18 protein-coding genes and 2 pseudogenes are annotated in these 23,077 nt (G+C 58.8%); 6 read left to right on the top strand and 14 right to left on the bottom strand.

Annotated elements, in window-relative coordinates; translation table 11 throughout:
* Positions 1–362: 362 nt before the first annotated feature.
* The 7 genes from ftsY to QP909_RS00965 all read right to left on the bottom strand — a co-directional run bounded on the left by ftsY (position 363) and on the right by QP909_RS00965 (position 9,980).
* Entirely contained in the window at positions 363–2,306 is a 1,944-nt protein-coding gene (gene ftsY, locus QP909_RS00995) for a signal recognition particle-docking protein FtsY (protein ID WP_284765814.1), read from the bottom strand.
* Positions 2,307–2,395: 89 nt separating this feature from the next.
* Complete coding sequence (gene smc / locus QP909_RS00990) at positions 2,396–5,917, bottom strand: chromosome segregation protein SMC (RefSeq protein WP_284765813.1); 3,522 nt, start codon at positions 5,915–5,917, stop codon at positions 2,396–2,398.
* A 78-nt stretch (positions 5,918–5,995) separates the two neighbouring features.
* Positions 5,996–6,280 (bottom strand): acylphosphatase, encoded by a 285-nt coding sequence (locus tag QP909_RS00985; protein ID WP_284597138.1) that lies wholly within the window; start codon positions 6,278–6,280, stop codon positions 5,996–5,998.
* A 16-nt stretch (positions 6,281–6,296) separates the two neighbouring features.
* On the bottom strand, positions 6,297–7,796 hold the full coding sequence (locus QP909_RS00980; protein WP_239234713.1) for an alanine/glycine:cation symporter family protein: 1,500 nt from the start codon (positions 7,794–7,796) through the stop codon (positions 6,297–6,299).
* A 53-nt stretch (positions 7,797–7,849) separates the two neighbouring features.
* Positions 7,850–8,665 (bottom strand): bifunctional DNA-formamidopyrimidine glycosylase/DNA-(apurinic or apyrimidinic site) lyase, encoded by an 816-nt coding sequence (gene mutM / locus QP909_RS00975; protein ID WP_284765812.1) that lies wholly within the window; start codon positions 8,663–8,665, stop codon positions 7,850–7,852.
* Positions 8,666–8,667: 2 nt separating this feature from the next.
* On the bottom strand, positions 8,668–9,438 hold the full coding sequence (gene rnc / locus QP909_RS00970; RefSeq protein ID WP_239277409.1) for a ribonuclease III: 771 nt from the start codon (positions 9,436–9,438) through the stop codon (positions 8,668–8,670).
* Complete coding sequence (locus QP909_RS00965) at positions 9,435–9,980, bottom strand: YceD family protein (protein WP_284765811.1); 546 nt, start codon at positions 9,978–9,980, stop codon at positions 9,435–9,437. The genes rnc and QP909_RS00965 overlap by 4 nt, the downstream gene beginning before the upstream one ends.
* A gap of 150 nt (positions 9,981–10,130) precedes the next feature.
* Between QP909_RS00965 and QP909_RS00960 the strand changes: the two genes are divergently transcribed.
* Positions 10,131–10,778 (top strand): hypothetical protein, encoded by a 648-nt coding sequence (locus QP909_RS00960; RefSeq protein WP_239277405.1) that lies wholly within the window; start codon positions 10,131–10,133, stop codon positions 10,776–10,778.
* A 191-nt stretch (positions 10,779–10,969) separates the two neighbouring features.
* On the opposite strand, the gene QP909_RS00955 is transcribed toward QP909_RS00960, so the two are convergent.
* A complete protein-coding gene (locus tag QP909_RS00955; RefSeq protein ID WP_284765810.1) occupies positions 10,970–11,728 on the bottom strand; it encodes a DivIVA domain-containing protein in 759 nt (252 codons plus the stop codon).
* Positions 11,729–11,929: 201 nt separating this feature from the next.
* Positions 11,930–13,276 carry an NADP-specific glutamate dehydrogenase gene (gene gdhA / locus QP909_RS00950; RefSeq protein ID WP_269953117.1) on the bottom strand — a complete coding sequence of 449 codons (1,347 nt, stop codon included), beginning with the start codon at positions 13,274–13,276 and terminating at the stop codon, positions 11,930–11,932.
* A 198-nt stretch (positions 13,277–13,474) separates the two neighbouring features.
* On the opposite strand from gdhA, the gene QP909_RS00945 reads away from it, so the two are divergent.
* Positions 13,475–14,557 carry a glycerate kinase family protein gene (locus tag QP909_RS00945; protein ID WP_284765809.1) on the top strand — a complete coding sequence of 361 codons (1,083 nt, stop codon included), beginning with the start codon at positions 13,475–13,477 and terminating at the stop codon, positions 14,555–14,557.
* Here the strand turns inward: QP909_RS00945 and QP909_RS00940 are convergent.
* Positions 14,554–14,952, bottom strand: coding sequence for a hypothetical protein (locus tag QP909_RS00940; RefSeq protein WP_284765808.1), 399 nt, complete (start codon positions 14,950–14,952; stop codon positions 14,554–14,556). The genes QP909_RS00945 and QP909_RS00940 overlap by 4 nt on opposite strands.
* 36 nt (positions 14,953–14,988) lie before the next feature.
* Here QP909_RS00940 and QP909_RS00935 point away from each other — a divergent pair, with 36 nt between their 5' ends.
* Together QP909_RS00935 and QP909_RS00930 are read left to right on the top strand one after the other, a co-directional pair.
* Positions 14,989–16,194 carry an amidohydrolase gene (locus tag QP909_RS00935; protein ID WP_284765807.1) on the top strand — a complete coding sequence of 402 codons (1,206 nt, stop codon included), beginning with the start codon at positions 14,989–14,991 and terminating at the stop codon, positions 16,192–16,194.
* A 99-nt stretch (positions 16,195–16,293) separates the two neighbouring features.
* Positions 16,294–18,684: a glycogen/starch/alpha-glucan phosphorylase gene (locus QP909_RS00930; protein WP_284765806.1), complete on the top strand. Its 2,391-nt coding sequence runs from the start codon at positions 16,294–16,296 to the stop codon at positions 18,682–18,684.
* A gap of 72 nt (positions 18,685–18,756) precedes the next feature.
* On the opposite strand, the gene QP909_RS00925 is transcribed toward QP909_RS00930, so the two are convergent.
* The 3 genes from QP909_RS00925 to QP909_RS00915 are packed head-to-tail and all read right to left on the bottom strand — an operon-like array spanning position 18,757 to position 19,785.
* Entirely contained in the window at positions 18,757–19,272 is a 516-nt protein-coding gene (locus tag QP909_RS00925) for a hypothetical protein (RefSeq protein ID WP_284765805.1), read from the bottom strand.
* A 39-nt stretch (positions 19,273–19,311) separates the two neighbouring features.
* Entirely contained in the window at positions 19,312–19,548 is a 237-nt protein-coding gene (locus QP909_RS00920; protein WP_239234727.1) for an alkaline phosphatase, read from the bottom strand.
* 36 nt (positions 19,549–19,584) lie between these two features.
* Positions 19,585–19,785 carry a hypothetical protein gene (locus QP909_RS00915; RefSeq protein WP_239234729.1) on the bottom strand — a complete coding sequence of 67 codons (201 nt, stop codon included), beginning with the start codon at positions 19,783–19,785 and terminating at the stop codon, positions 19,585–19,587.
* Between the two features lie 132 nt (positions 19,786–19,917).
* Between QP909_RS00915 and QP909_RS00910 the strand changes: the two are divergent.
* A pseudogene (locus tag QP909_RS00910) lies at positions 19,918–21,262 on the top strand (IS256 family transposase).
* A 36-nt stretch (positions 21,263–21,298) separates the two neighbouring features.
* A pseudogene (locus QP909_RS00905) lies at positions 21,299–22,026 on the top strand (IS1634 family transposase); the annotation flags it as partial.
* Between the two features lie 30 nt (positions 22,027–22,056).
* Here QP909_RS00905 and QP909_RS00900 read toward each other — a convergent pair.
* Positions 22,057–22,947: a cation diffusion facilitator family transporter gene (locus tag QP909_RS00900; protein ID WP_284765803.1), complete on the bottom strand. Its 891-nt coding sequence runs from the start codon at positions 22,945–22,947 to the stop codon at positions 22,057–22,059.
* Between the last annotated feature and the right edge of the window lie 130 nt (positions 22,948–23,077).

The following is a 23,077-nucleotide window of genomic DNA, read 5'->3' as shown; positions in this document are numbered from 1 at the left end:
GCCTCACGAACCTTGATCTAGGTTTAATGCGAATTTCGCATTAAATACAGCCCTTTCAGGCTACCATTCTCGCCAAGGTCAAACCACATTGCAGCACCCCCCTACGCTTCATAAAAGGCAAGCACAACCGCCACAATTACGCTCACAAGCAGAGAATTCACAGGCGCTCAGCAGGACTTATTCCCGCGCCAATTACATAGGCCTTTTTGCATAGTCTGTGAAAAGACGGAGAGATGAAAGCGAAAAGAATTCCCGAGACTGCTGCACGCTGCACCGGGACTATGAAAACGACAAGCTCCCCCAGCACACCGTGGCGCACGTACGTGGCACCCGATATGCAGGGGGAGTTTCAAGGTTAGCTGCTACTTCTCACCCAACAGGGCATCGACGAAGCCTTCAACCTCGAATGGCGCGAGATCATCGGCGCCTTCGCCCAAGCCCACAAGCTTGACTGGAACACCCAATTCTTCTTGTACCTGGAAGACGATTCCGCCCTTGGCGGTGCCGTCCAGCTTGGTGAGAACCACACCGGTGATATCTACTACCTCGCGGAAGATTCGTGCCTGCGTAAGGCCATTTTGCCCCACCGTGGCATCCAATACCAGCAGGACCTCGTCCACATCGGTCTTCTTTTCTACCACGCGCTTGACCTTGCCCAGCTGGTCCATCAAGTCCGTGGAGGTGTGGAGGCGGCCTGCGGTGTCGACCAAGACCACATCTACTTGCTGTTCCACGCCGGTTGCTACCGCATCGAAGGCTACCGATGCTGGGTCAGCGCCTTCCTTGCCGCGCACGGTATCGGCGCCAACGCGGCGGCCCCACGTCTCAAGCTGATCTGCGGCCGCAGCTCGGAAAGTATCGGCCGCACCCAAAAGGACCTTATGGCCCATGGCTACCAGCACGCGAGCAAGCTTGCCGGTGGTTGTGGTCTTGCCAGTGCCATTGACGCCGACGACCATGACGATGGCTGGCTTGCCCTCATTCGGCATGGCCTTAATGGAGCGATCCATCTCTGGGTGGCCTGCTTCAATCAGGCATTCGCGCAGCATGGCACGGGCTTCATCCTCGCTGGAAACGCCGCGCTCTGCAATCTTCTCGCGCAGGGAATCGGTCACCTTCATCGTGGACTTGGTGCCCAAATCCGCCATGATGAGCGTGTCTTCGACTTCCTCCCAGGCGTCTTCATCCAAATCGCCTGCGGACAAAATTCCCATAATCCCTTGGCCGATGGCATTTTGCGAGCGCGAAAGGCGCCCACGCAAACGGCCAAGACGTCCACCAGCGGGTGCGATATCATCCTGCGGAGCTGGCGCTGGAGCAGGTTCTCCCTCTGGAGCCTCGGTCTGTTCCTTGGCAGCTTCAGCTGCACCGGTTTGCGCCTCGGCAGCGGCTGCGGCTTCTTCGGCCTCCTCGCGGTCGTCCACCCGCTCCTCGATGTCTTCGGCATCATTGTCTTCAACAACCTCGTCGAAGACTGGGGACTCCTCTTCTACCTCAGCATTCTCCACGGAGACGACGTCTTCTGGATTTTCTGCCTTTTCAGCAGCTGCCGGCTCTTCTGTCTTGGGCGCAGCTTCTGGCTGCTCAGCTGCTTCTGGGGCACGGTCCACGTGCGATTCTTCGCTTTCCGACGCCGCAGCTGCCGCACCCGCTACGCCTGCCGCGCCGGCAGTCGCCGCCGCGGCCGCAGCGCCAGTTCCCTTGGACTGTGGTTTGTCTTCCTTATCAGCGAAAGATTCTGCCGCTTGCTTCTTCTCCTCCGCTGGCGCTTGGGCCTGGGCCTGCTTAGAAGGTTCTGCCGGTTTGTCGGTCTTCGCCGGCTTCTCCTGCTGAGGTGCCGGCTTGGTTTCTGATTCCTCTGCCACAGGCTTGTCGGCCACGGGCTTGTTTGCCGCGGCATCGGCCGTGGGCCGAGCAGACTGTGGCTTATCAGCCTGCGGCTGCGGCTTGGCCTGTGCCTGCGGCTTTTCCTTCGACTGTGAGGTCTTGCCGCTGAGCTGCTCGTTCGCGATGTCGGTAGCATTCGGCTCTGCCTTAGCGGCCTGCTGCGGCTGAGCTGGCTTGTCCGCCTGAACCGGGGCTTTCTGCGCTTCCTTAGAGCCGCCAGCAGGAGCGAAGTTAAAGCCGGACTTGGCTTGATAGTTGCCGGACTTTTGCTCCTGAGTCAGCTGCTTCGGTTCTTCCTCAGCGGGCTTATCAAAGGACACCTTCTTGGCGTCGCCGCGCTTTTTGCCGATTACCACGAGAAGAATAATCAGCACGATGACGACGATCGCAATGCCGATCCATAACCATAAAGAATTCATGCCTCTATAGTGCCAGTCTTCTCAACTTGCGGCACGCCAAACCCCCTCCTATAGCGGAAGGGGTCCTGCGGGAAGTCGGCGGACCCAGGCTACTTCCCCGCCTCGTCACCGCGAGGAGCATCTACGCCCAAACGAGTGGCATCCTCGCTGGCTTGCTCCGTTCCAGGAGCGCTGCCTGCGGGATTCATGCGCTGCGAAATCACGCGAGTAACACCATCGCCGCGCATGGTTACGCCATAGAGGACGTTGGCGACATCCATCGTCGGCTTTTGGTGCGTAATGACGATTAGCTGCGAGTCTTTACGCAGCTCCTCAAAGAGGGCAATGAGGCGGCGCAGGTTGACGTCATCAAGCGCTGCCTCAACCTCGTCCATAACATAGAACGGGCTGGGGCGGGCGCGGAAGATAGCTACCAGCATCGCAAGCGCAGTAAGCGACTTCTCGCCACCAGATAGCAAGGAGAGTCGCTTGACCTTCTTGCCCGGTGGTCGCGCTTCCACCTCGATGCCGGTGGTGAGCATGTCGTCCGGCTCAGTGAGGATGAGGCGCCCCTCGCCTCCGGGGAATAGGGTCTGGAAAACCTTGGGAAATTCTGCTTCGACGTCGTGCCACGCATCGGTAAACAGCTGCAAGATCTGCGCGTCCACATCCTCGATAACGCCCGCAAGATCCTTGCGGGCTTGAATGACATCCTCCAACTGGGTGGAAAGGAAGGAATAGCGTTCCTCCAAAGCCTTGTATTCCTCCAGTGCGAGCGGATTGACCTTGCCTAGTGAATTGAGGTCCTTTTCTGCTTGCTTCAAGCGCGCGCTTTCCGCCCCGCGGTCGAAATCTTCGCCTGGAGTGTAGTCCTGCAAGAGATCCGAAATCGCAATGCCCAGCTGTTCCACAATCTTGGCTTCTGCTTCGTCCACACGCACCTGCGCCTGGGAGCGAGCAATTTCCGAGTCATGGGCGCGATTGGTCAGCCGGTCCAGCTGCTGCCGCGCGGCCGAGACGTGTTGCTTGACCTGCTGCAGCTGCGAGTTGAGGGAGGTGCGCTGCGCAAAGTAGTCATCGCGCTCAGAGGTAGCGCGCTCAAGCAGCTGCGTGGCGCGCGCGGCCAGATCGCGTGAATGCTTGGCTACCGCACCGGCCAACTCTCCCTGGGCCTTGCGGCGCGCCATGGCTTGCTCATGGCGGGCTTTGGCTTGGCGTTCATGCTGCGCTTGGCGACGCAACGCCTCCCCCTTCCCTGCTACCTGACCCACGTGGTCTTGGGCCGAGCGGGCTGCCACCTGCGCCTCCATTTCCATGGACTTGACCTGCTCTAATGCTGCGGAGGCCTCGTCGCGCTCTACCGAAGAGGGCTCGTCGGGCTGCTCGTCCGCATCGACGCGGGCGAGCCTATCGCGGGCGTCGGCAAGCTGCGTGCGGGCCTCGGTGAGCTTGACCTCGATCTCGGTAGCCCGCGCCGCGGCCTTCTCGTGCTCATTCTTATTGGCCTCGTACTGCTTGAGCAGGCGCTGGTGATCGCGTTTCCACGCATCAACTTCAGTATCATGCTCGCGCAAGGCAGCCTTCGCCGAGGCTGCAGTCACCCGGGCATCCTCCGCCGCGATCTTCGCGCCCTCAAGCGTGCCGGAGAGTTCTTCCAGCTCCTGCGTGGCAGATTCCAACTGCTCCTCTGCCTCCGCGATGCGGGCGGAAACCTCGACGGTGGATGAGGCACCGGTGCCTACTTCTACCCAACCTTCACCCAACACCACGCCGGATTCGGTGACGGCACGCAGGCGGGGGTCCTCGGCCACCAACTTTTTCGCCTCCGCGACATCGGAGACGAGCACTACATCCGCAAGGAGGCGGTGCAGCGCTGCGGAAACTTCCGGGACCACCACAATGTGGTCGAGCAACCACGAGGTTCCTGCGGGCAAAGTCGCATCCACGCGCCAGGAAGTGGCGGGGGCGGCCGCGGAGACGTCGATAAGCGCGGAGCGCGTGCCCTTTTCTAAGTCCGCAATCAGCTGGGCAGAAATCTCGCCGGCCTGGGCCTCTGCAAAAGCACCCAACGCGGCTGCTACCGCGGTCTCGTACTTGGTGGTAATGAAATCGGCCAACGGTTGGAAATGCTCGCCTACCTCAATCTTTTCCGGCGCAGTCTGAGCCAAGGTATCGATGCGCGAACGCAAGGTATAGACAGCGCGCTCACGCTCGCGCTGCTCATCGCGGAGCTGCTCCAAACGCTTATCGGCCGCACCCGATTCACTGGCCGCCCGCACATGGGCTTCCTCCAGCGGCTCACGCTCGCCGGCCAAAGACTGCAACTTATCCGCTACCTCATCGGCCTCCGCCTGGGCAGCTTGGGTGCGCTGCTTGGTAGAAGTCAGGGTTTCCTCTTGGCGCGCCAGCTCCTCTTCTGCCGAAGTAACCTGGCCTGCCGCCTTTTCCTCTGCGGCGATGAGGCGGACGACACCCTCGCGCCTATCCGCAATGGCACGCAGCTGAGCCATGTGCTCGCGCTCAGCGGCCTCGAATGCTTCGCGGCGCTCTGCTACCTCTTCACGAATCGCTTCCAAGCGCTCCGCAGCTTCCTCCGCTGCGGCGAGAAGCTCTGCATGTTCTTCGTCGGCGCGGGCAGCCCTTGCCTCTAGGTCATCCGGATCCTGGCCGGAATAGGCCACTTGCGCGCCGGCATTGGCCGCTCGTTCCTCTGCGATGCGCTGGGTGGCGGAAATGCGCTCGGACAGCGTGGACAGGTCGAACCACAGCTTTTGGGCAGCATCCGCCTTGGGGTTTACCTCTTCCAGCTGGGCTTCCACTTCTAACTGAGAAGCCGTTGCTTCTTCCAGCTGCGCGGTAACTTCTTCAACCTGCTCGGCCAAAACCTCGGCCGCGCGCTCGGCCTCCTGAAACTTGCTGCGCAGGCGCACCACCCTATCACCAGCCAGCCGCAGGCGGGCATCACGCAAATCAGCCTGCACAGTGGCGGCGCGCTGCGCGGCCTCCGCTTGGCGGGCCAAAGGCTTGAGCTGCTTGCCCAACTCATCAGTAAGGTCCTGCAGACGATCCAAATTGGCCTGCATGCCGGTGAGCTTGCGCTGCGCTTTTTCCTTGCGGCGGCGGTGCTTAAGCACACCCGCGGCCTCTTCGATATACGAGCGCCGATCCTCGGGCCGCGATTCTAGGATCTCAGAAAGCTTGCCCTGGCCGACGATAATGTGCATCTCGCGGCCAATACCCGAATCAGATAGCAACTCCTGAATATCCATCAGGCGCGCTTTGGAGCCATTAATTTCGTATTCGCTGGCGCCATCGCGGAACATGCGGCGGGTGACCGACACTTCCGAGTATTCGATCGGCAGCGCGCCGTCCGCATTATCGATGGTGAGGGTGACTTCGGCGCGCCCCAGCGCTTTGCGATCACCAGCGCCGGCGAAGATGACGTCCTGCATCTTTCCGCCGCGCAGCGTCTTGGCGCTTCCCTCACCCATAACCCAGGCCAGAGCGTCCACCACATTGGACTTGCCGGAGCCATTTGGCCCGACGACGGCGCAAATTCCTGGCTCGAATTTCAGAGAGGTCGCCGACGCGAATGATTTGAAGCCTTTCAGCGTCAGCGATTTCAGGTGCATTTGGGTAAGTTTAGCAAGCCTTGAACGCAGCTGCCCAGCCGAGCCTCGGGGCTCGCTCCAGCGGGCTTGTGCTGCGAGTTAACGTTCGATGAAACCAGATTCGCCCTTAGGGGCAGCCCACTGTTCGACAACCAGATCCACCGTTCCCGGGCGGCGGGTAGTACTCGGCTGCTCATTGAGGAGTCCCAGTAATTCCTCGCATTTCTCCCGCGGACCTTCTGCTACCACCTGCACCCGGCCATCGCTCAGGTTGGTGGCATGCCCACTCAAGCCGAGCTCAAGGGCACGGGAGCGCGTCCACCAACGAAAGCCCACGCCTTGGACGTTCCCGTGGACAAAAGCGGTCATTCTTTCCAGTGCCATGCTGCCTTTCTAATTTCTAATAGCGGTCGTGGTGTCCCTTATCGCGCAACACGCGGCGATCCTCTTCGCTGCGGCGAGTGACAGGATCCGATCCATCCCAGCACTCTACGCCCTTCAGCTCCGGCATCATATCGCGGTGGAATACCGGATCGATGCCGTGGCTGCGCTGCTCGTTGTAATTCTTGAGCAGCTTAATCGCCACACCGGATAGTGGCACGATGGCGATGATATTGAGGATCACCATGGTTGCCGCACCGGTATCGGCCAAAGCAAAGACCAGCGGCAGGGAACCCACTGCGCCGAACCAGACAAAGAAAAGCACGACGAGGCGGAAAATTACCAGCGCAGGCTTGCTTTGGGTGAGGTACTCCAGGTTAGATTCCGCCAAGTAATAATTGCCCAGGATAGAGGAGAAAGCCAGGAAAAAGAGGATGAAGCTGACGAAGTGGATTCCCCACTCGCCCACCTCAGAAGACAAAGCCGCCTGGGTCAAGGAGACGCCTTCTGCTTCAGCACCGTAGGCAATCTCCGGCCCCAGCAAGATGATAAAGGCGGTGATGGTACACACCACCAAGGTGTCGAAGTACACGCCAAGGGTTTGCACCAGGCCCTGCTTGACCGGGTGCGAGACTGCCGCGGTAGCGGCTGCGTTCGGAGCAGAGCCCTCACCAGCTTCGTTGGAGAACAGTCCGCGCTGAATACCCTTCATCATGGCCGCGCCGAGACCGGCGCCTGCGATTTCCTTAATGCCCAGTGCGTGGCCGACAATATCGCCAATCATTCCCGGCACCTTGTCAAAGTTGGTGATGACTACAAAGCCGCCGATAAGCAGGTAGGCCACTGCCATAAAAGGCACGATGATCTGGGTGATATTGGCAATGCGGTTCACGCCGCCAAAGATGATGAGGCCCGCAACCACGGCAATAACAACACCGATAATGGAGCGGAACATGGTGTCATCGCGGTCAAAGGAGAAGGACACCGCATCTGCAATGGCGTTGGTCTGAAAGGCGTTGTAGACCAAACCAAAGGTAAAGGCGATAGCGATGGAGAAAAGCGCGCCAAGCGGGCCCCAGCCCAAGCCGCGTTTCATGTAGTACGCCGGGCCGCCGCGGTACCCGTCGCCATCGCGCACCTTCCACAGCTGCGCCAGGGTGGACTCGATAAATGCAGTTGCACCACCAAGGATGGCGATGAGCCACATCCAAAAGACAGCACCTGGGCCGCCCACGGAAATAGCCACGGCCACGCCGGCCACGTTACCGGTGCCAACGCGGGAAGCGGCCGAGATAGTGAAGGCCTTGAAAGCAGAGATGCCGCCATAGTCCTCGTCCTCATCGCGGCCCTCCCCCTTGGGTCGCTCGACGACGGCGCGGAACATGTCCGGCACCATGCGCACCTGCACCAACGCGGTACGGATGCCGAAGAATAGGCCCGCAGCGATGAGCAGCCAGGGCAGAATCCACGACCAGACGCCGTCATTAAATGTCGTTACGACATTTTCAAGAAAATCCATGCAGAATAATTTACTGCCTTGAGGTTCACAACGTGAACCCCATGCGCCATAACTTATTGACAATGGGGGCAGAAATGGGTGGAACGCCCTGAAATTACGCAGCGTTCTAAGGGCGTTCCGCAGCGCTGACAGGGCTGGCCAGCGCGCCCATACGCGGCCAAGGACCGCGAGAAGTATCCCGATTCACCATTCACGTTGACGTACAAGGAATCAAAGCTCGTGCCACCCACTTTTAGGGCGGCGGCCATGACCTCCTGGGCCGCTTCGAGCAGGGCCACGGCATCCTTTTGCCGCAACGTCGATGCCCTTTTGCGGGGCGGAATCTGTGCCGCCCACAGGGATTCATCGGCATAGATATTGCCGATTCCAGAAGCCAAGGTTTGATCCAAGAGTGCGGTCTTTACTGCAGTCTTCTTTGCCCGCAGGCGCCGGGCGGTTGCCACAATGTCGAAATCTGGTTCCAACGGGTCAATGCCTATGTGCGAGATCTTCGCCCACGGTGCATAGAGCCAATAGCCAAAGGTGCGCTGGTCCACAAAGCTAAGCTCTACCCCACCGCTTAGCTGAGCGCTAATGCGCAGATGCGGCGAATCGGTCGCACCGATTCGAACCTGACCCGACATGCCTAAGTGGATGAAGAGGACGTCGCGGTGGGGATCCATGGAATCTTCGCCCACAAATTCCAGCCACATGAACTTTCCCCGCCGAGCCACAGCAGCGATCTCTTTACCGACAAGAAGACCGGGAAGTGGCTCATCTTGGCCACGGTTGGCACGCGGGTGTAGGACGTGCACAGACTCAAAAGTCCGCCCCACCACGTGGGGCTCAAGACCCCGGCGGACGGACTCGACTTCCGGCAGTTCCGGCATACTTAGCCTTCTTTATGCGCGGTGCCCTGCACCAAAAGCGGGGTTTCGCGGAGGGTCTGGCACGCCTCTTGAGCTGCTTGCTGCTCGGCCAGCTTCTTATTGTGTCCCACTCCATTGCCCACGGTCAGACCAGCAACGGTGGCTACCGCGTTAAAGGTCTGGTCATGTTCTGGGCCGGTGGAGGTAGCCGAGTAGACCGGCATTGGTGCCTTAAGCTCGGCGCACAGCTCCTGCAAAGTGGTCTTCCAATCTAGGTGGCGACCGCTCACAGTGGCGTTGTCGATCTTTTCTGCGAATAGGCGCAGGATGACATCTCGCGCAGTTTCGAATCCATGCTCGCGGTAGATAGCGCCAAAGATTGCCTCGGTGGTATCGGCAAGGATGGAATCCTTATCGCGGCCACCGGTCGACTGCTCGCCCTTGCCCAGCAAAATGTGCGGGCCGAGGTTTATCTCACGGGCGATATCCGATAGTCCGTAACGCGAGACGATCGAGGCACGCATCTTGGAAATATCCGATTCCGGACGAGAAGGATAAGTGATGTAGAGCTGAGAGGCCACCGACAGGCCCAGCACCGCATCGCCCAGAAACTCCAAGCGCTCGTTATTAGGCAAATGCCCATTCTCATTGGCAAAAGAGCGGTGAGTAAGCGCCAAACGCAGGTGCTCCGGCTTCAACTCCACGCCGAGCGATTCCAACAGTGGGGTGTGGTCTACTGCAGCAAATTCGGCTGCCAGTGCCTCTTCCCCGGTTAGCTTCTTTTTGCGGCTCATAGGAACTTCTCCAAACCAGCCCAGCGGGGATCGACCTTATCTTCCTCTTCTTCACCAGAAATACCGGTGGTCACGCCTTCAGGCGTGTCAATCTCACAGCCATCTTCACACACCGGCGCGAAGGGAAGGTTGAGGCCTGCCTCATCGATCACGGCCTGCAAAAGGTCCAGCTCATCATCCTCGATCTCCGGAATCTCATCTCCGGAACCTTCATCATCGGTTGCAGGATCATCGCCAGAGACGAAGGATTCATCGGCAGCAAAGACCTGCGTGACATGCAAGTCCAGCTCTGGGTGCAGTTCCTTCAAGCACCGAGAGCATTCCCCTGTCAGCCGTCCAGATACGTTGGCATCCACCAAGACACCTGCACCTAGAGGGGTCAAGGTGGCGTCTACGGTGAGCTCCTCGCCCTTCGGAATGGCGATCATCTCGACGCCGATCCTCTCAGGTGCGGGGCCGGTCTGGGTGCGTTGCTCCGGCAGTGCGTCAGCGCCTTGGGCGTTCAACAATTCGCCCACATCGAACTTCAATGGTGATGTCATAACACTAGGTAGTCTACCTTGCCCCGCAAACTCCGCCTAGCGGCCAGCACAGGCAAACTTTCTGTCAAGAGTCTGTCGTTTAAAGTAAAAGGGCCTATGCCTTTCCGGAGTAGCCTTTTCCCAAGCCAAAGCCGTCTTTAGTGTGGAGACATGACTTACCACTTGGCGCTAGCCTCCCCGGATCCACGCAGCATCGCACTCGGATTCGTCATGTTCAGCTGCCTTCCTGCCGCGGTATTAACCATTTCCGGCACGCTCGTACACGCCACTCCACAGCCGGACCGTTCAGGCATCTATGGCGCTAGTGGGATTCGCCTATTTACTGCACTCATCTGCAGCATCGTAGCTGGTTTAATTGCTGGCACCATCCTGGTATTGCCCACTGGCATGGATCTTTCGGTGCTTACCGGCGCACTCATCTTTTCCCTAAGCGCAGGCGCCATTACCTGGTTCTCACGGGAGACCATTCCTACCGCGCTTATTTCTGTAGGCACCATGCTAGTTGCCACAGGTGCGCTAGTGAGTATGTGCGCGGTGTGCTTTCCGCAAAACTTTAGTGATAGTTCTTTGACGTCACTGTCTTCCTATTTCTTTACCGCACTCGTTGCATTCCTTTTCCCTGGCTTAGTGACCGCAGTCATTGCAGCATGTATGGCCGTCCAATCCGCCGCGCCTGCGCAACTCACCTCGGGGAAGGAAGGCGGCGCCATGTCCGCACACACGCCGTTAACAGCTGCTTCCTATGCAACGAATACGGCAGTGCCCACCGCACAGCCTCGCTCCCGCGCAACTTCCTGAACTGCCCGCACTGGTAGGAAAACATAAAGACCCTGGTGGGTGGGCAGACGGTGTACGACAAACCGTCTGCCCACCCACCAGGGTCTTTGGCCGTGCCTGATGTAAAGGACTAAACCATCCCTCACCCCTTAAGCTCCCCAGCCCGGGTGCCTCCGGGAAATGAAACTTGGGGGCAGAAAGAATTTAAAGGTTTAGCGCTCGTTATAGCGACGCTCGTAGGCCTCGCCTTCTGCGTAACGGGAGCCGCCCGCAACGCCACCGGCACGACCCGTGGGCTGGTAGTCGCCGCCGCGGGAACGAACGCCGGCGCCGCCGCGCAGTGCAGAGCGGTCGGAGCTTACGGTGCGCAGTAGTCCATTGAGAGTGGTTTCAAATTCGCTTAGCTTGCCGTCTACAAACTCGTCGCATTCACTACGCAGACGGTTGGATTCGGTGTGGGCGGACTCCACGATGCGGTGTGCTTCCTCATCAGCGCGGCGCACAACTTCAGATTCCGAAACCATACGCTCTTGCTCGGCACGGCCTTCTGCCACGGAACGCTCATATTCATCATTGGCCTGAGCGATGGTGCGGTCTGCTTCCGCGCGGGCCTGTTCCACCATGGACTGAGCGCGAGCTTCAGCATCAGCCACTAGCTTGGCGGCATGCTGTTCTGCGTGGGACACCGTGGCATCCGCCTCCTCGCGAGCATGGCCCACGATGTCGTCGGCCTGCGCATTAGCATCATTGATGGTCTGGTCCGCGCGCTCTTCGGCGCCGTGGAGGATTTCATCCTGCTTATCCAAGACATCCTGCGCGTCATCAATTTCAACGGGCAGGGCGTTTCGGAGGTCGTCGAGAAGCGCGAGCATTTCATGGCGCGGAACCATGCAATTAGAGGTCATGGGGAGGCTATGGGCCTCTTCCAAGTGCTGGACTAGTTCATCTAGGGACTCAAAGACACGGTACATGCTGCGAATTTTACATGCCCTCACGCGCCAGACGTGGAGGCCACGCACCGAGTGTGTACTGCGGATTTACCCTCCAGTGCCGACAATCGCCTTACAACCGCCCACTCACGCAATCTATGGCGCGTATTTACAGCACAAGCTCCCCTTCTCCACTACACAAAGGCAGCACAGAAAGGGGGGCTTGAAAGAAGAAGTGAGCAGCTAGATAACGCCCTGTGCCAGCATGGCGTCCGCTACCTTCTTGAAGCCAGCAATATTTGCACCGGCAACGTAATCGCCTTCACGGTCATATTCCTTAGCCGTGCTATCGATGTTTTTAAAGATATTGGACATGATCGCATGGAGGCGATCATCGGTGTACTCAAAGGACCAGGAGTCACGGGATGCGTTTTGCTGCATTTCTAGCGCGGAGGTAGCAACGCCACCAGCGTTGGCGGCCTTGCCCGGCGCGAAATTGATCTTAGATTCTTGGAAGATGTGGACCGCCTCTGGGGTAGACGGCATATTGGCACCTTCGGCTACGTAGCGCACGCCGCCGTCAACGAGCTTCTTTGCGGAATCGCCATCGAGCTCATTTTGGGTGGCACACGGCAGAGCCACGTCTGCCTGTACTTCCCAGATATTTCCGCCTTTGTGGAATTCCACTCCGTTTCCAGCCTCTTCGGCGTAGGTGGAAATACGTTCACGGCGGGTTTCCTTTACATCCTTGAGCAGTTCAATGTCCACGCCATTCGGGGTGGTGATGTAGCCGGAGGAATCAGACATCGCAACGACGGTGGCGCCAAGTTCTTGGGCCTTGGCTGCGGCGTAGATGGCCACATTGCCAGAACCGGAGACGATAACCTTGGCGCCGTCGAAAGACTCGCCGTGCGTCTTCATCATCTCATTGGTGAGGTAGACCGTGCCAAAGCCCGTGGCCTCAGTACGAACCAGGGAGCCACCCCAGGTCAACCCCTTGCCGGTGAGGATGCCGGATTCGTGCTGGGTGGTCAGGCGGCGGTACTGACCAAAGAGAAAGCCGATCTCACGGCCGCCGACGCCAATGTCACCGGCCGGCACGTCGCGGTATTCACCGATGTGGCGGTGCAGCTCCGTCATAAAGGACTGGCAAAAGCGCATGACCTCTACCTCGGACTTGCCCTTGGGATCAAAGTCAGAACCGCCCTTGCCGCCGCCAATGGGCAGGCCGGTCAGGGAGTTTTTGAAGATCTGCTCGAAGCCAAGGAACTTGATGATGCCCAGGTTGACCGAGGGGTGGAATCGCAGGCCACCCTTGTAGGGGCCGAGCGCGGAGTTGAACTGGACGCGGAAGCCGCGGTTGACCTGGATTTCGCCATTATCGTCGATCCATGGCACCCGGAAGATGAGCTGGCGTTCAGGCTCGCACAGGCGCTCCACCAGGCCGTAGTCCGCGTACTGCGGGTCTTTTTCTAGGACAATTTTCAGCGAATCCAGGACCTCAGAAACCGCTTGGTGGAATTCTGGTTCTCCCGCATTGCGCTTGAGCAATTTGTCGTAGTACTCAGAGATTTGGCTATCTACTGACATGGTGTGCATTCCATTCTGTGGACTTGTAAGAACAGATACCAGCTTCCTATCAAACTACCGATAATGCAAGCAGGTTCGAGGGTTCAGGTAGATACATACCCCCTTTACCAGCCACGTTAAAGATGGATATTTTCTGTAGTCCGTTCGAATCCTAAGCCGCGCCGTGCCCCAGCGCGGGCGGGCTTTATAATCACGGGCATGCATTTTGTTGTCGCCCCAGACTCGTTTAAAGGCACCGCCTCCGCGCCCGAGGCCGCAGCCAGCATTGCTATGGGAGTGCGCCAGGCGCTTCCCGACGCCACGGTGACCACCCTGCCCATGGCTGATGGCGGCGAGGGCACCGCCGCTGTCCTTGCACAGGCGGCAGCGGCCGGTGGACAATCCGCCGAGACCATCACCCTGCCCACTACCGACGCCAATGGCCGCTTGACTCAGGCGAGCTATGTTCTCGCCGGAACCACGGCATTCATTGACGCCGCCTCTGCCACCGGGTTGCCCGCTGTGCAGGACAGCCTTGATCCGCTCCACGCCGATTCCTATGGCACCGGGGTGCTGATCGCGGACGCAGAAACACGTGGCGCTACCTCGATCGTGCTGGGATTAGGCGGCACCGCCAGCATTGACGCCGGGATGGGCATCCTCACCGCACTCGGCGCCGCCGCACACGACGCCCGCGGCTATGCCCTCCCTAAGGGCGGCGCTCCCCTAGTTCAGCTGGACTACATCGACACCGCGCAGCTCAATATCAAGGCGGGCATGCTCGACTTCACACTGCTGGCAGATACCCGCGCTACCCCAGTGCAGGCGGCAACCATGTACGGCCCCCAAAAGGGAGCTAAAGGCGAACAAGTAGCGCTGCTGGCCGGCGCCATGCTCCAGGCATGCGAGGTTACCGGCACCGATGCAGATTCTGCCTACTATGGCGCCGCGGGTGGCCTTCCCATTGGCCTGTCCTGGCTCTCGCGCACACTCTGGGGCTCAGACGAACACGTGCGCGTCCTGTCCGGCGGCACCCATGTGGCCGCAGCATTGGGGCTTCCGGAAAAGATCGCCGCTGCCGATCTCGTCATTACCGGCGAGGGCCGCTTTGATGAACAGTCTCTGACCGGCAAGGCAGTCGGAACCATCACGGATCTCGCCCGGCAAGCTGGAACACCGGTGGGCATTGTCGCCGGCTCCTTCGAGCATGACACCGACGCCTACTGCGCTCCCCTTAGCCAAGAAGGCTCGTTGGCCCAGCAGCTAGCGGCGGCCGCCGGGGACATCGTCAAGCAGCTCTAAGGCCGAATGGACAGCGACCACGGGAAGATGGCGGGCCGCTCATGTGCCAGCTCATCTTCTAGCAATACGTGGTCCTTGGGCAGCACTGCATGCGGGGTTAGAAGGCGCGAGAGCACCATGCCCAGCTGGTTGACCGAGCCGCTCACGCCCGCCACCGCAATGTCATAGCGGTGCACGCTCGCGTCCTCAAGGTCACGGTCCTCATGCTCGTCGCGATAATTTTTCCGCAGCTGCTCCTCCAGCCCCTCTGGAAACTGCGGTGCCTTGGGGTGAGTAACGTCAGCGGAAGAAAGCGAACCGCTCTCCACCAGCTTGTCGGTGGCGGTGGTAAAGATTTCCGCGACGCGCTCTGCTTGCCCGTTGGGAACCAAAACATCAAATTGAATAACCGGCATAGCGCCAACCCTACCCAATCCCTAAGGTGTGAAACCATGTCTGATTCTGCCCGCATCGCCCAGCTCGTCACGTCCCAGGAAGCCGACCTGGGGTGGCAGCAGGACTTTTACGAAGACCTGCACCGCCACCCCGAGCTTTCGCATGAAGAAGAGCGCACCGCCGGTCGTATCCGCGCCAAGCTCGCCGATTTTGACTGCGAGGTAGTAGAAAACATTGGCGGCTTTGGTATGGTCGCTATCTTCCGCAACGGCGATGGGCCTACCGCCCTGCTGCGCGCAGACTTCGATGGGTTGCCTGTCGAGGAAGCCACTGGCGTGTCCTATGCCGCCACTAATGGAAAGATGCACGCCTGCGGGCACGATATGCACGCCACGGCGCTGCTGGGCGCTTGCGCGCTTCTCGACGCCTCCCGGAGCTCTTGGTCCGGCACTTTCCTCGCCCTTTTCCAACCGGCTGAAGAATCCTCCATGGGAGCAAAGGACATGTTGGCCGATAAACTCATCGAGCGCGTGCCGCGTCCCGATATTTGCCTTGGCCAACACATCATGCCCGGCCGAGCTGGCACTGTGCGCCACACCGCAGGCCCCATCATGGCCGGCTGCGATTCCCTGCGCATTCGCGTCTTTGGAAAATCGGCCCACGCCTCCATGCCCCATAACTCCATCGACCCCACCTATATCGCGGCCATGATCGTCACCCGCCTCCAAGCTATCGTGGGCCGCGAAGTTGCCCCACACGAGTTCTTTGTCATCTCTGTAGGCGAGCTACACTCCGGCGATAAAAACAACATCATTCCCGAATCCGCCGAGCTAGTGCTCAATACCCGCTATTACGATCCCACACTCGCGGGAAAGGTCTATGCCTCCCTCGAGCGCATGGTCAAGGCCGAATGTGTGGCGTCCGGAAGCGAGCAAGACCCGACCTTTGAGTACTACGCTCACGGCGAGGTCACCGATAACGACGCCACGGCCCACGCCCCAGTGGCCGAGGTTTTCGATGCCGCCTTCGGCTCCGATTCGGTCATCGCCGCCCCTTCTCCCGCCTCTGAGGACTTTTGCTACCTGCCACAAGCATGGGGCGTGCCTTATGTCTTTTGGCACATCGGCTGCACCCCGGAAGACGAGTTGCAAGACCCACCGGTCAACCACCAGGCGACCTTCCTGCCGGACTATGCCCCGACCGTCTATGCCTCCACCCGGGCGGCATATGGTGCGGCATTGACTTACTTGGCAAAGCCCTAGGTACCCGGAGCGCCTTTACCTATTCCCTCCCTGCAAGGCTGCGCCAATCCTATTAAGCTGGCAGGCGTTTCGTGACTTTCCACTAACTTAAGGTTTCACATGAGCCAGCCACGGCACTCTGTTTTCGAATCCACCGTTCCCTCCCATGTTCGTGCGGCCTCCGGTGTGAGCCCGCACAGCGCTTCCTACCGCAAGTTCTGGTCGGGCCTATCCGGCGCCGTCATGGAGCAGATTGCCGATAACTGGGAGCGCACCCGTTCCGCCTATGCCGCGACCCGCCAGCAGCATTACTTCTCTGCGGAGTTCCTGCAGGGCCGCGCGCTGCTCAATAACCTCACCAACCTGGGCTTGGTCGACGATGCCAAGGCAGCGGCCACCGCTGCCGACCACGAGCTGAGCGATGTCCTCGAAGCTGAGCACGATGCCGCGCTCGGCAACGGTGGCCTCGGCCGCCTTGCCGCCTGCTTCCTCGATTCCGCTGTCACCCAGGACTACCCCGTCACCGGTTATGGCCTGCTCTACCGTTACGGCCTTTTCCGCCAGTCCTTTGAGAATGGGTTCCAGAAGGAACAGCCTGATGAATGGATGGAAAACGGCTATGACTTCATCATCCGCCGCGCCTCCGAACAGCGCCGCGTCCACTTTGATGACATGGACGTGCGCGCCATTCCCTATGACATGCCTATCACCGGCTACGGAACCGATAACGTAGGCACGCTACGCCTGTGGAAGTCCGAGCCCATCGATGAATTCGATTACGACGCCTTCAACTCCCAGCGTTTTACGGAGGCCATTGTCGATCGCGAGCGCGTCATGGATATCTGCCGCGTGCTCTACCCCAACGACACCACCTACGAAGGCAAGGTGCTGCGTGTGCGCCAGCAATACTTCTTTGTCTCCGCATCCCTGCAGACCATGGTGGATAACTACATTGCCCAGCACGGCGAGGACCTCACCGGTTTTGCACAGTACAACTCCATCCAGCTCAATGACACCCACCCAGTGCTCGCCATCCCAGAGCTCCTGCGCATTTTGCTTGATGACCATGGACTGAGCTGGGATGCGGCGTGGAAGATCGTCACCGAGACCTTCGCCTACACCAACCACACCGTGCTCGCAGAGGCCCTGGAGAGCTGGGAAGTGTCCATCTTCCAAAAACTGTTCTGGCGCATCTGGCAGTTGGTGGAAGAAATCGACCGCCGCTTCCGCGAAGATATGGCCCACCGCGGCCTGGATCAGGGCCGCATTGACTACATGGCGCCGGTATCCAACGGACAGGTTCACATGGCCTGGATCGCCTGCTACGCCGCCTACTCCATTAACGGTGTCGCCGCCCTGCATACCGAGATCATCAAGGCCGATACGCTGTCCGAATGGCACGAGCTCTGGCCAGAAAAATTCAACAATAAGACCAATGGCGTCACCCCGCGCCGCTGGCTGAAGATGTGCAACCCCCGCCTGGCAGAACTGCTCACCCAGCAGGCTGGTTCCGATGCGTGGGTTACTGACCTCACCCAGCTGGCCAGACTCGCCGATAAGGCCGACGATACTGACCTGCTACGAGAACTGATCGCCATTAAGCAGGCCAATAAGCGCGACTTTGCGCAGTGGGTAAACGACCACCAAGGCGCCGAAATCGACCCTCATTCCATCTTTGACGTGCAGATCAAACGCCTGCACGAGTACAAGCGCCAGCTGATGAATGCCCTCTACGTCCTCGACCTCTACTTCCGTATCAAGGACGAGGGTGAAACCGTGCCGAAGCGCACTTTCATCTTTGGTGCCAAGGCCGCGCCGGGCTACGACCGCGCCAAGGCGATTATCAAGCTCATCAACACCATCGCAGACCTGGTCAATAACGACCCGGCCACCAAAGACATCATTCGCGTCGTCTTCGTAGAAAATTACAACGTCTCCCCCGCCGAGCACATCATCCCGGCTGCTGATGTCTCCGAGCAGATTTCTGTGGCTGGCAAAGAAGCCTCCGGCACGTCCAATATGAAGTTCATGATGAATGGCGCGCTGACCTTGGGCACCATGGATGGAGCAAACGTAGAAATCGTCGAGGCGGTTGGCGAGGACAACGCTTATATCTTCGGCGCCCGCAATGAGGAGTTGCCACAGCTGCGCGCCGAATACAACCCGGGCGAGCTTTACCAAAGCGTGCCAGGCTTGGCCCGCGTGCTGGATGCGCTTGTCGACGGCACCCTGGGCGCAGACAATGCCGGTATCTTCGGCGATCTGCGCGCCTCGCTTCTCGACGGCTTCGGGGAGCACGCCCAAGACCAGTACTACGTCCTAGGTGACTTCGCCGACTACCGCGAAACCCGTGACCGCATGGCTGCCGAATACGAGGCAGACCAACTTGCCTGGGCCAAGAAGGCGTGGCTCAATATTTGCTACTCTGGCCGCTTTTCTTCCGACCGGACCATCGCGGACTATGCCAACGAGGTCTGGAAGATCCAACCAACTCCGATTTCCCAGAGCTAAGAAAAGTCCTGCCCTCCGCTTCTGCAGCTGAGGGCAGGACTTTAACGTGGCGTTAGGCCTACTTCCGTTTGTTTAGCGCAGGCCGATGCGCTTTAGCTGCTCATAGATGGGCTTTAGGTCAATATTGAGCACACCCATCTGCGTGGCTAGGAAACCGAGTCCGCCAACGACAGCGCCCAAGATTCCTAGGCCTGTAGCTAGACCTGCGGCAAAGCCCTTGCTGCTGCCCTTCTTTCCTGCATCATCCGCCGGATTAGTAGTACTTCCCGGCTGCTCTGGCTCGTCGGCAGAGCCGGCGTCACCATTCCACCACTCATCAAAGACCAAGTTGGCCACCAAGGTGTTATCGATGAAATCGCCGCGCACCGAATCCGTACCGGAGGTATTAGCCATGATGTCCTCAGAGCCTGCGCCCTTGAAGAAGAATGGCACCAATTGGTTGGTGTGCTGCCCAGAGTACCAACCGTGCCGAGCGACCTTGCCCTTTTCGCCTTCCATGGCGTTAAAGCGGTCTTCCGCATCAGGGTTGTCGTCCGTCGCTGCCTCATTCGCACCGGATAGATAACCGGTTTCGTGATCCGCGGTCACGACGAGCAAAGTGTCCTCCCACGAGGAGTTCTCCTCTACCTACTTGATGGCAGCATCAACCGACTTATTAAAGTCCTGAGTCTCCTCGATATCGCGCACTGGGTTATTTCCGTGGCCGGCCCAGTCGATGGCACCGCCCTCAATCATGATGGAAAAGCCATCCTCGTCCTGTCCCAGCGCATTGAGGGCGCCAGTCGTCATGGTGGGGAGATCGACGACGTCGTTAAGCTCGTCCGAGTATGGAGCCTTTGCCTCGCCCGAGCGGGAGTTCTGCAACGTGGAACCTACCTGCGCGATACCCCAATACTTCTGCTACGGCTTGACGTCACCTTGCGCCATCTTCTTGAAGTCATCGTTGGACTCGAAGTAATTCCAGTCGGTCTCGCCTCCGGAAAGCTTGGCGTAGTCGTCCTCGTACATGAAGCTATAGTCGGGAGTATCGACCTTCTGGTGGTCATTATCGTAGAACGGGTGGCCAGCGGCCATGACCAAGTCGAGGGCGCTGCCGAGCATCTCACGGCTAATGTCCTGCAGCTTATCGCGGTCCTTGTTGTGCGCGGCCCACGCCGCCGGAGTGGCTTCGGAATAGAGAGTGTCTGATGGTTTGTGTGTGGGTACCTAACCTGCATGAGGAGATGGACCAGAATGACTACTGTGGCGAGACGAGATCCGGCTGATAAGGCCAAGATTGATGCGATTGAAAAGAAGCTTCTTGCTAACCCTGACATCGCGCAACTGATTGATGACCTAGGCACGTCTACAACGGATGCCAATGACCTGGTTCGCGGCATGTTGCAAGCCTCGATTACCAGGGGGACTCAACGCTGAAATGGATGCCCACCTGGGCTACGAGTCTGGCGACAGGAGCGCTAAAGCTGCAGCTAGAACAGACAATCACCGCAACGGGTCGTATCCAAAGACTGTGGATTCTAACTACGGGCCAGTTACCGTTGATGTGCCGAGGGATAGGGCTGGCACATTCTTGCTGACTATGGTCCCTAAAGGCTCGAGGAGATTGACCGATGTCGATGACATGACCGTTAGCTTGTGCGCCGGTGGGATGACAATTAGGGACATCCAGCATCATATGGCAACGGCGATGCGTGTTGATATTTCCCATGAGACGATTTCTGCGGTTACTGATGCCGTCTCGGATGAGGTCATGGTCTGGCAAAACCGCCAGCTAGACGAGTTCTACCCGGTCATTTTCCTGGACGCGCTGCGCATTAAAGTCCGCGACGGTGGCCGAGTAGTCAACAAGTCCGCGTACATGGCAATCGGCGTGGATCTCGACGGTATCAAGCACATTTTAGGATTGTGGATCGCCAAAGAAGAAGGCGCTTCATTTTGGGCGCAAGTATGCGCGAATCTTTCTAACCGTGGTGTCAAGGACGTCTTTATCGTCTGCTGTGACGGGCTGAAAGGCCTACCAGAAGCAGTTGAGGCAACCTGGCCGAACTCTATGGTGCAAACCTGTATCGTGCACCTGATTCGCGCCGCTAACCGATGGGTAGCCTACAGGGATCGCCGGGGCGTATCGGCCGCGTTGAAAAAGATTTACACCGCCACGGACGAGTCCACAGCTAAGGCTGCCTTAGACGAATTTGAAGCCTCTGAATTGGCAGAAAAGTATCCACGCTCAGTCAAAGTCTGGCGAGATGCATGGGCGCGTTTCGTACTGTTTCTCCAGTTCCCACCAGCAGCCAGCAAGGTCATTTACACGAAGAATTCGATTGAATCATTCAACAATGAACTGCGGAAAGCTACCCGCAACAGGGTGCAGTTCACTAACAATGAATCAGCGCTCAAGACGCTATGGTTGATGATCTGCAATATCGAAGACAGACGAGCTGCCAAGAGAGCGAAGCAGGGCAAACGAGTCTCAGCGACAACCGGCAGACTCATGGAAGGGACCCGAGTTTCCGGCTGGAAACAAGCCATTAACCAAATGGCCGTGGCCTACCCCGACAGCTTCGACAAATACCTATAAACCTAGCCCCACACACAAACAACTTGACACCCTCCGAACAAGCAAGCATTGATAGATGCAGGTCTGCACTACATTTTGTCGGTGAAACCCCACCGTGCCTGAGGTGATTGAAACCTGGCGGCGGGAAATCCCTGGTGAAGCCTACGCCCACGGCCGGATCTGGACACAAGCCTCGGCAAGCGATGCGCGCAAACACACAACCCCGAATACGGTGACCCACTTCCAGTACTCCTATGATCGGGCCAGACACGGCCTGCGCGGAATCAAAGCGCAAGTCACAAAAGCCAAACGCGCTGTTGACGGCGAAATCGCCATTAAGCGCAACCGCTATTTCGATCTTTCCACCCCGAACAAGAAGGTCAACTACGCTCTTGCTGCCAAACACCGAGTCCTAGCCGGAATTAAAGGCTATGAAACCGACCTGACCGCTCTTCCCGCCCAGGAGGTTATCGGGCATTACCGCAGGCTATTCCACATTGAAAATGTCGTATCAGATGTCGAAATCAGACCTGAAAGCACGCCCAATCTATGCGAGGAAACAAAACTCGATCACAGCACATCTCAATATTGTGATGGCAGCACTAGCCGTGACCCACCTGATGGAGACCCGCAGTGGTCACTTCATCAAACGCCTCGTGAGAACACTCAAGAAATACCGCAGCTTTCAACTCGTCGTTGGCGGCGAAACCATTCACGCCGCGGTACCATTCCCGCCCGACCTCACTGCCACCATCCAAGTAATCACCGGCCGCGAACTTCCGCACAAAATTGGCCTAAGTCAGGTTAGAAGGGAATCAGCACACCGTCTCGTGGGATTCGTGCTCTGGGTGCTCAATCTGGATGGTGGAGTGCTCGATACCGTGTTCGCGCAGGGCCTGCTGAGCGGCATCCAACAGCGGGCCGGTGCCGACGGTGCCGTCGCGCACGATATGCACGGTCGTGAGCACGTTCACGCCGTCCAGGCTCCACAGGTGCAGGTCGTGGATGTCAGCAACGCCCTCGACCTGCCGCAGCGCGGGCTCGATCGCACTGGCGTCGAAGTCCGCCGGGACTTGCTCGAGCAGCACGCTCGCCGAAAGCCGCATGAGCTGCCAGGCGCGCGGCAGCACCATCGCCGCGATCGCTAGGGAGGCGATCACGTCCGCCGCCACAAACCCCGTGGTCAGTACCACGATGCCGGCCACGATTACTGCGACCGAGCCGAGCATATCCACTAACACGTGCAAGAACGCGCCCTCCACGTTGATCGAGGATTTGCGGTGCCGGTGCAGAACCCACGCCGATAGCGCATTCGCCACCAGGCCGATCACCGCGATGATCAGCATCGTTTTTCCCTGCACTTCGGCCGGGCTCTGCAGGCGGCGCACCGCCTCGACGACAATCCACACCGAGATCGCCAGCACCATCACTGCGTTCGTCAGTGCAGCAAGCACCTCCACTCGTCGGTAGCCGTACGTGGCCTGAACCGATGCTTGTCGGCGCCCAACCAACACCGCTAACACCGCGATGATCAACCCCGCAGCGTCGGAAAGCATGTGCATCGCATCCGCCATCAGCGCCATCGAACCCGCCAACCAGCCGCCGATCAACTCCGCGAAGAAGACGGTGCCGGTAATTCCTAGCGCAATCAAGAGTGCGCGCAGCGGCATGCTGGAGTGATCGTGGTCGTGGTGCTCGTGTGCCATGCACTCAGCCTACCCCCGTCGACGCTTATTGACAATTAAATGAAAATGAATGACGGTAAGCGCAGCCACTGAGACCAAATCGGCCTGACTTAGGTCATTGTGCAGTTGTCCTTCGAATCTGTAGAGAAGC

This window comes from Corynebacterium sp. MSK195 (assembly GCF_030228885.1).
Taxonomy (GTDB): Bacteria; Actinomycetota; Actinomycetes; order Mycobacteriales; family Mycobacteriaceae; genus Corynebacterium.
Note: the sequence above shows the minus strand (reverse complement) of the source record. Positions and strands in the feature narration are given on the sequence as shown.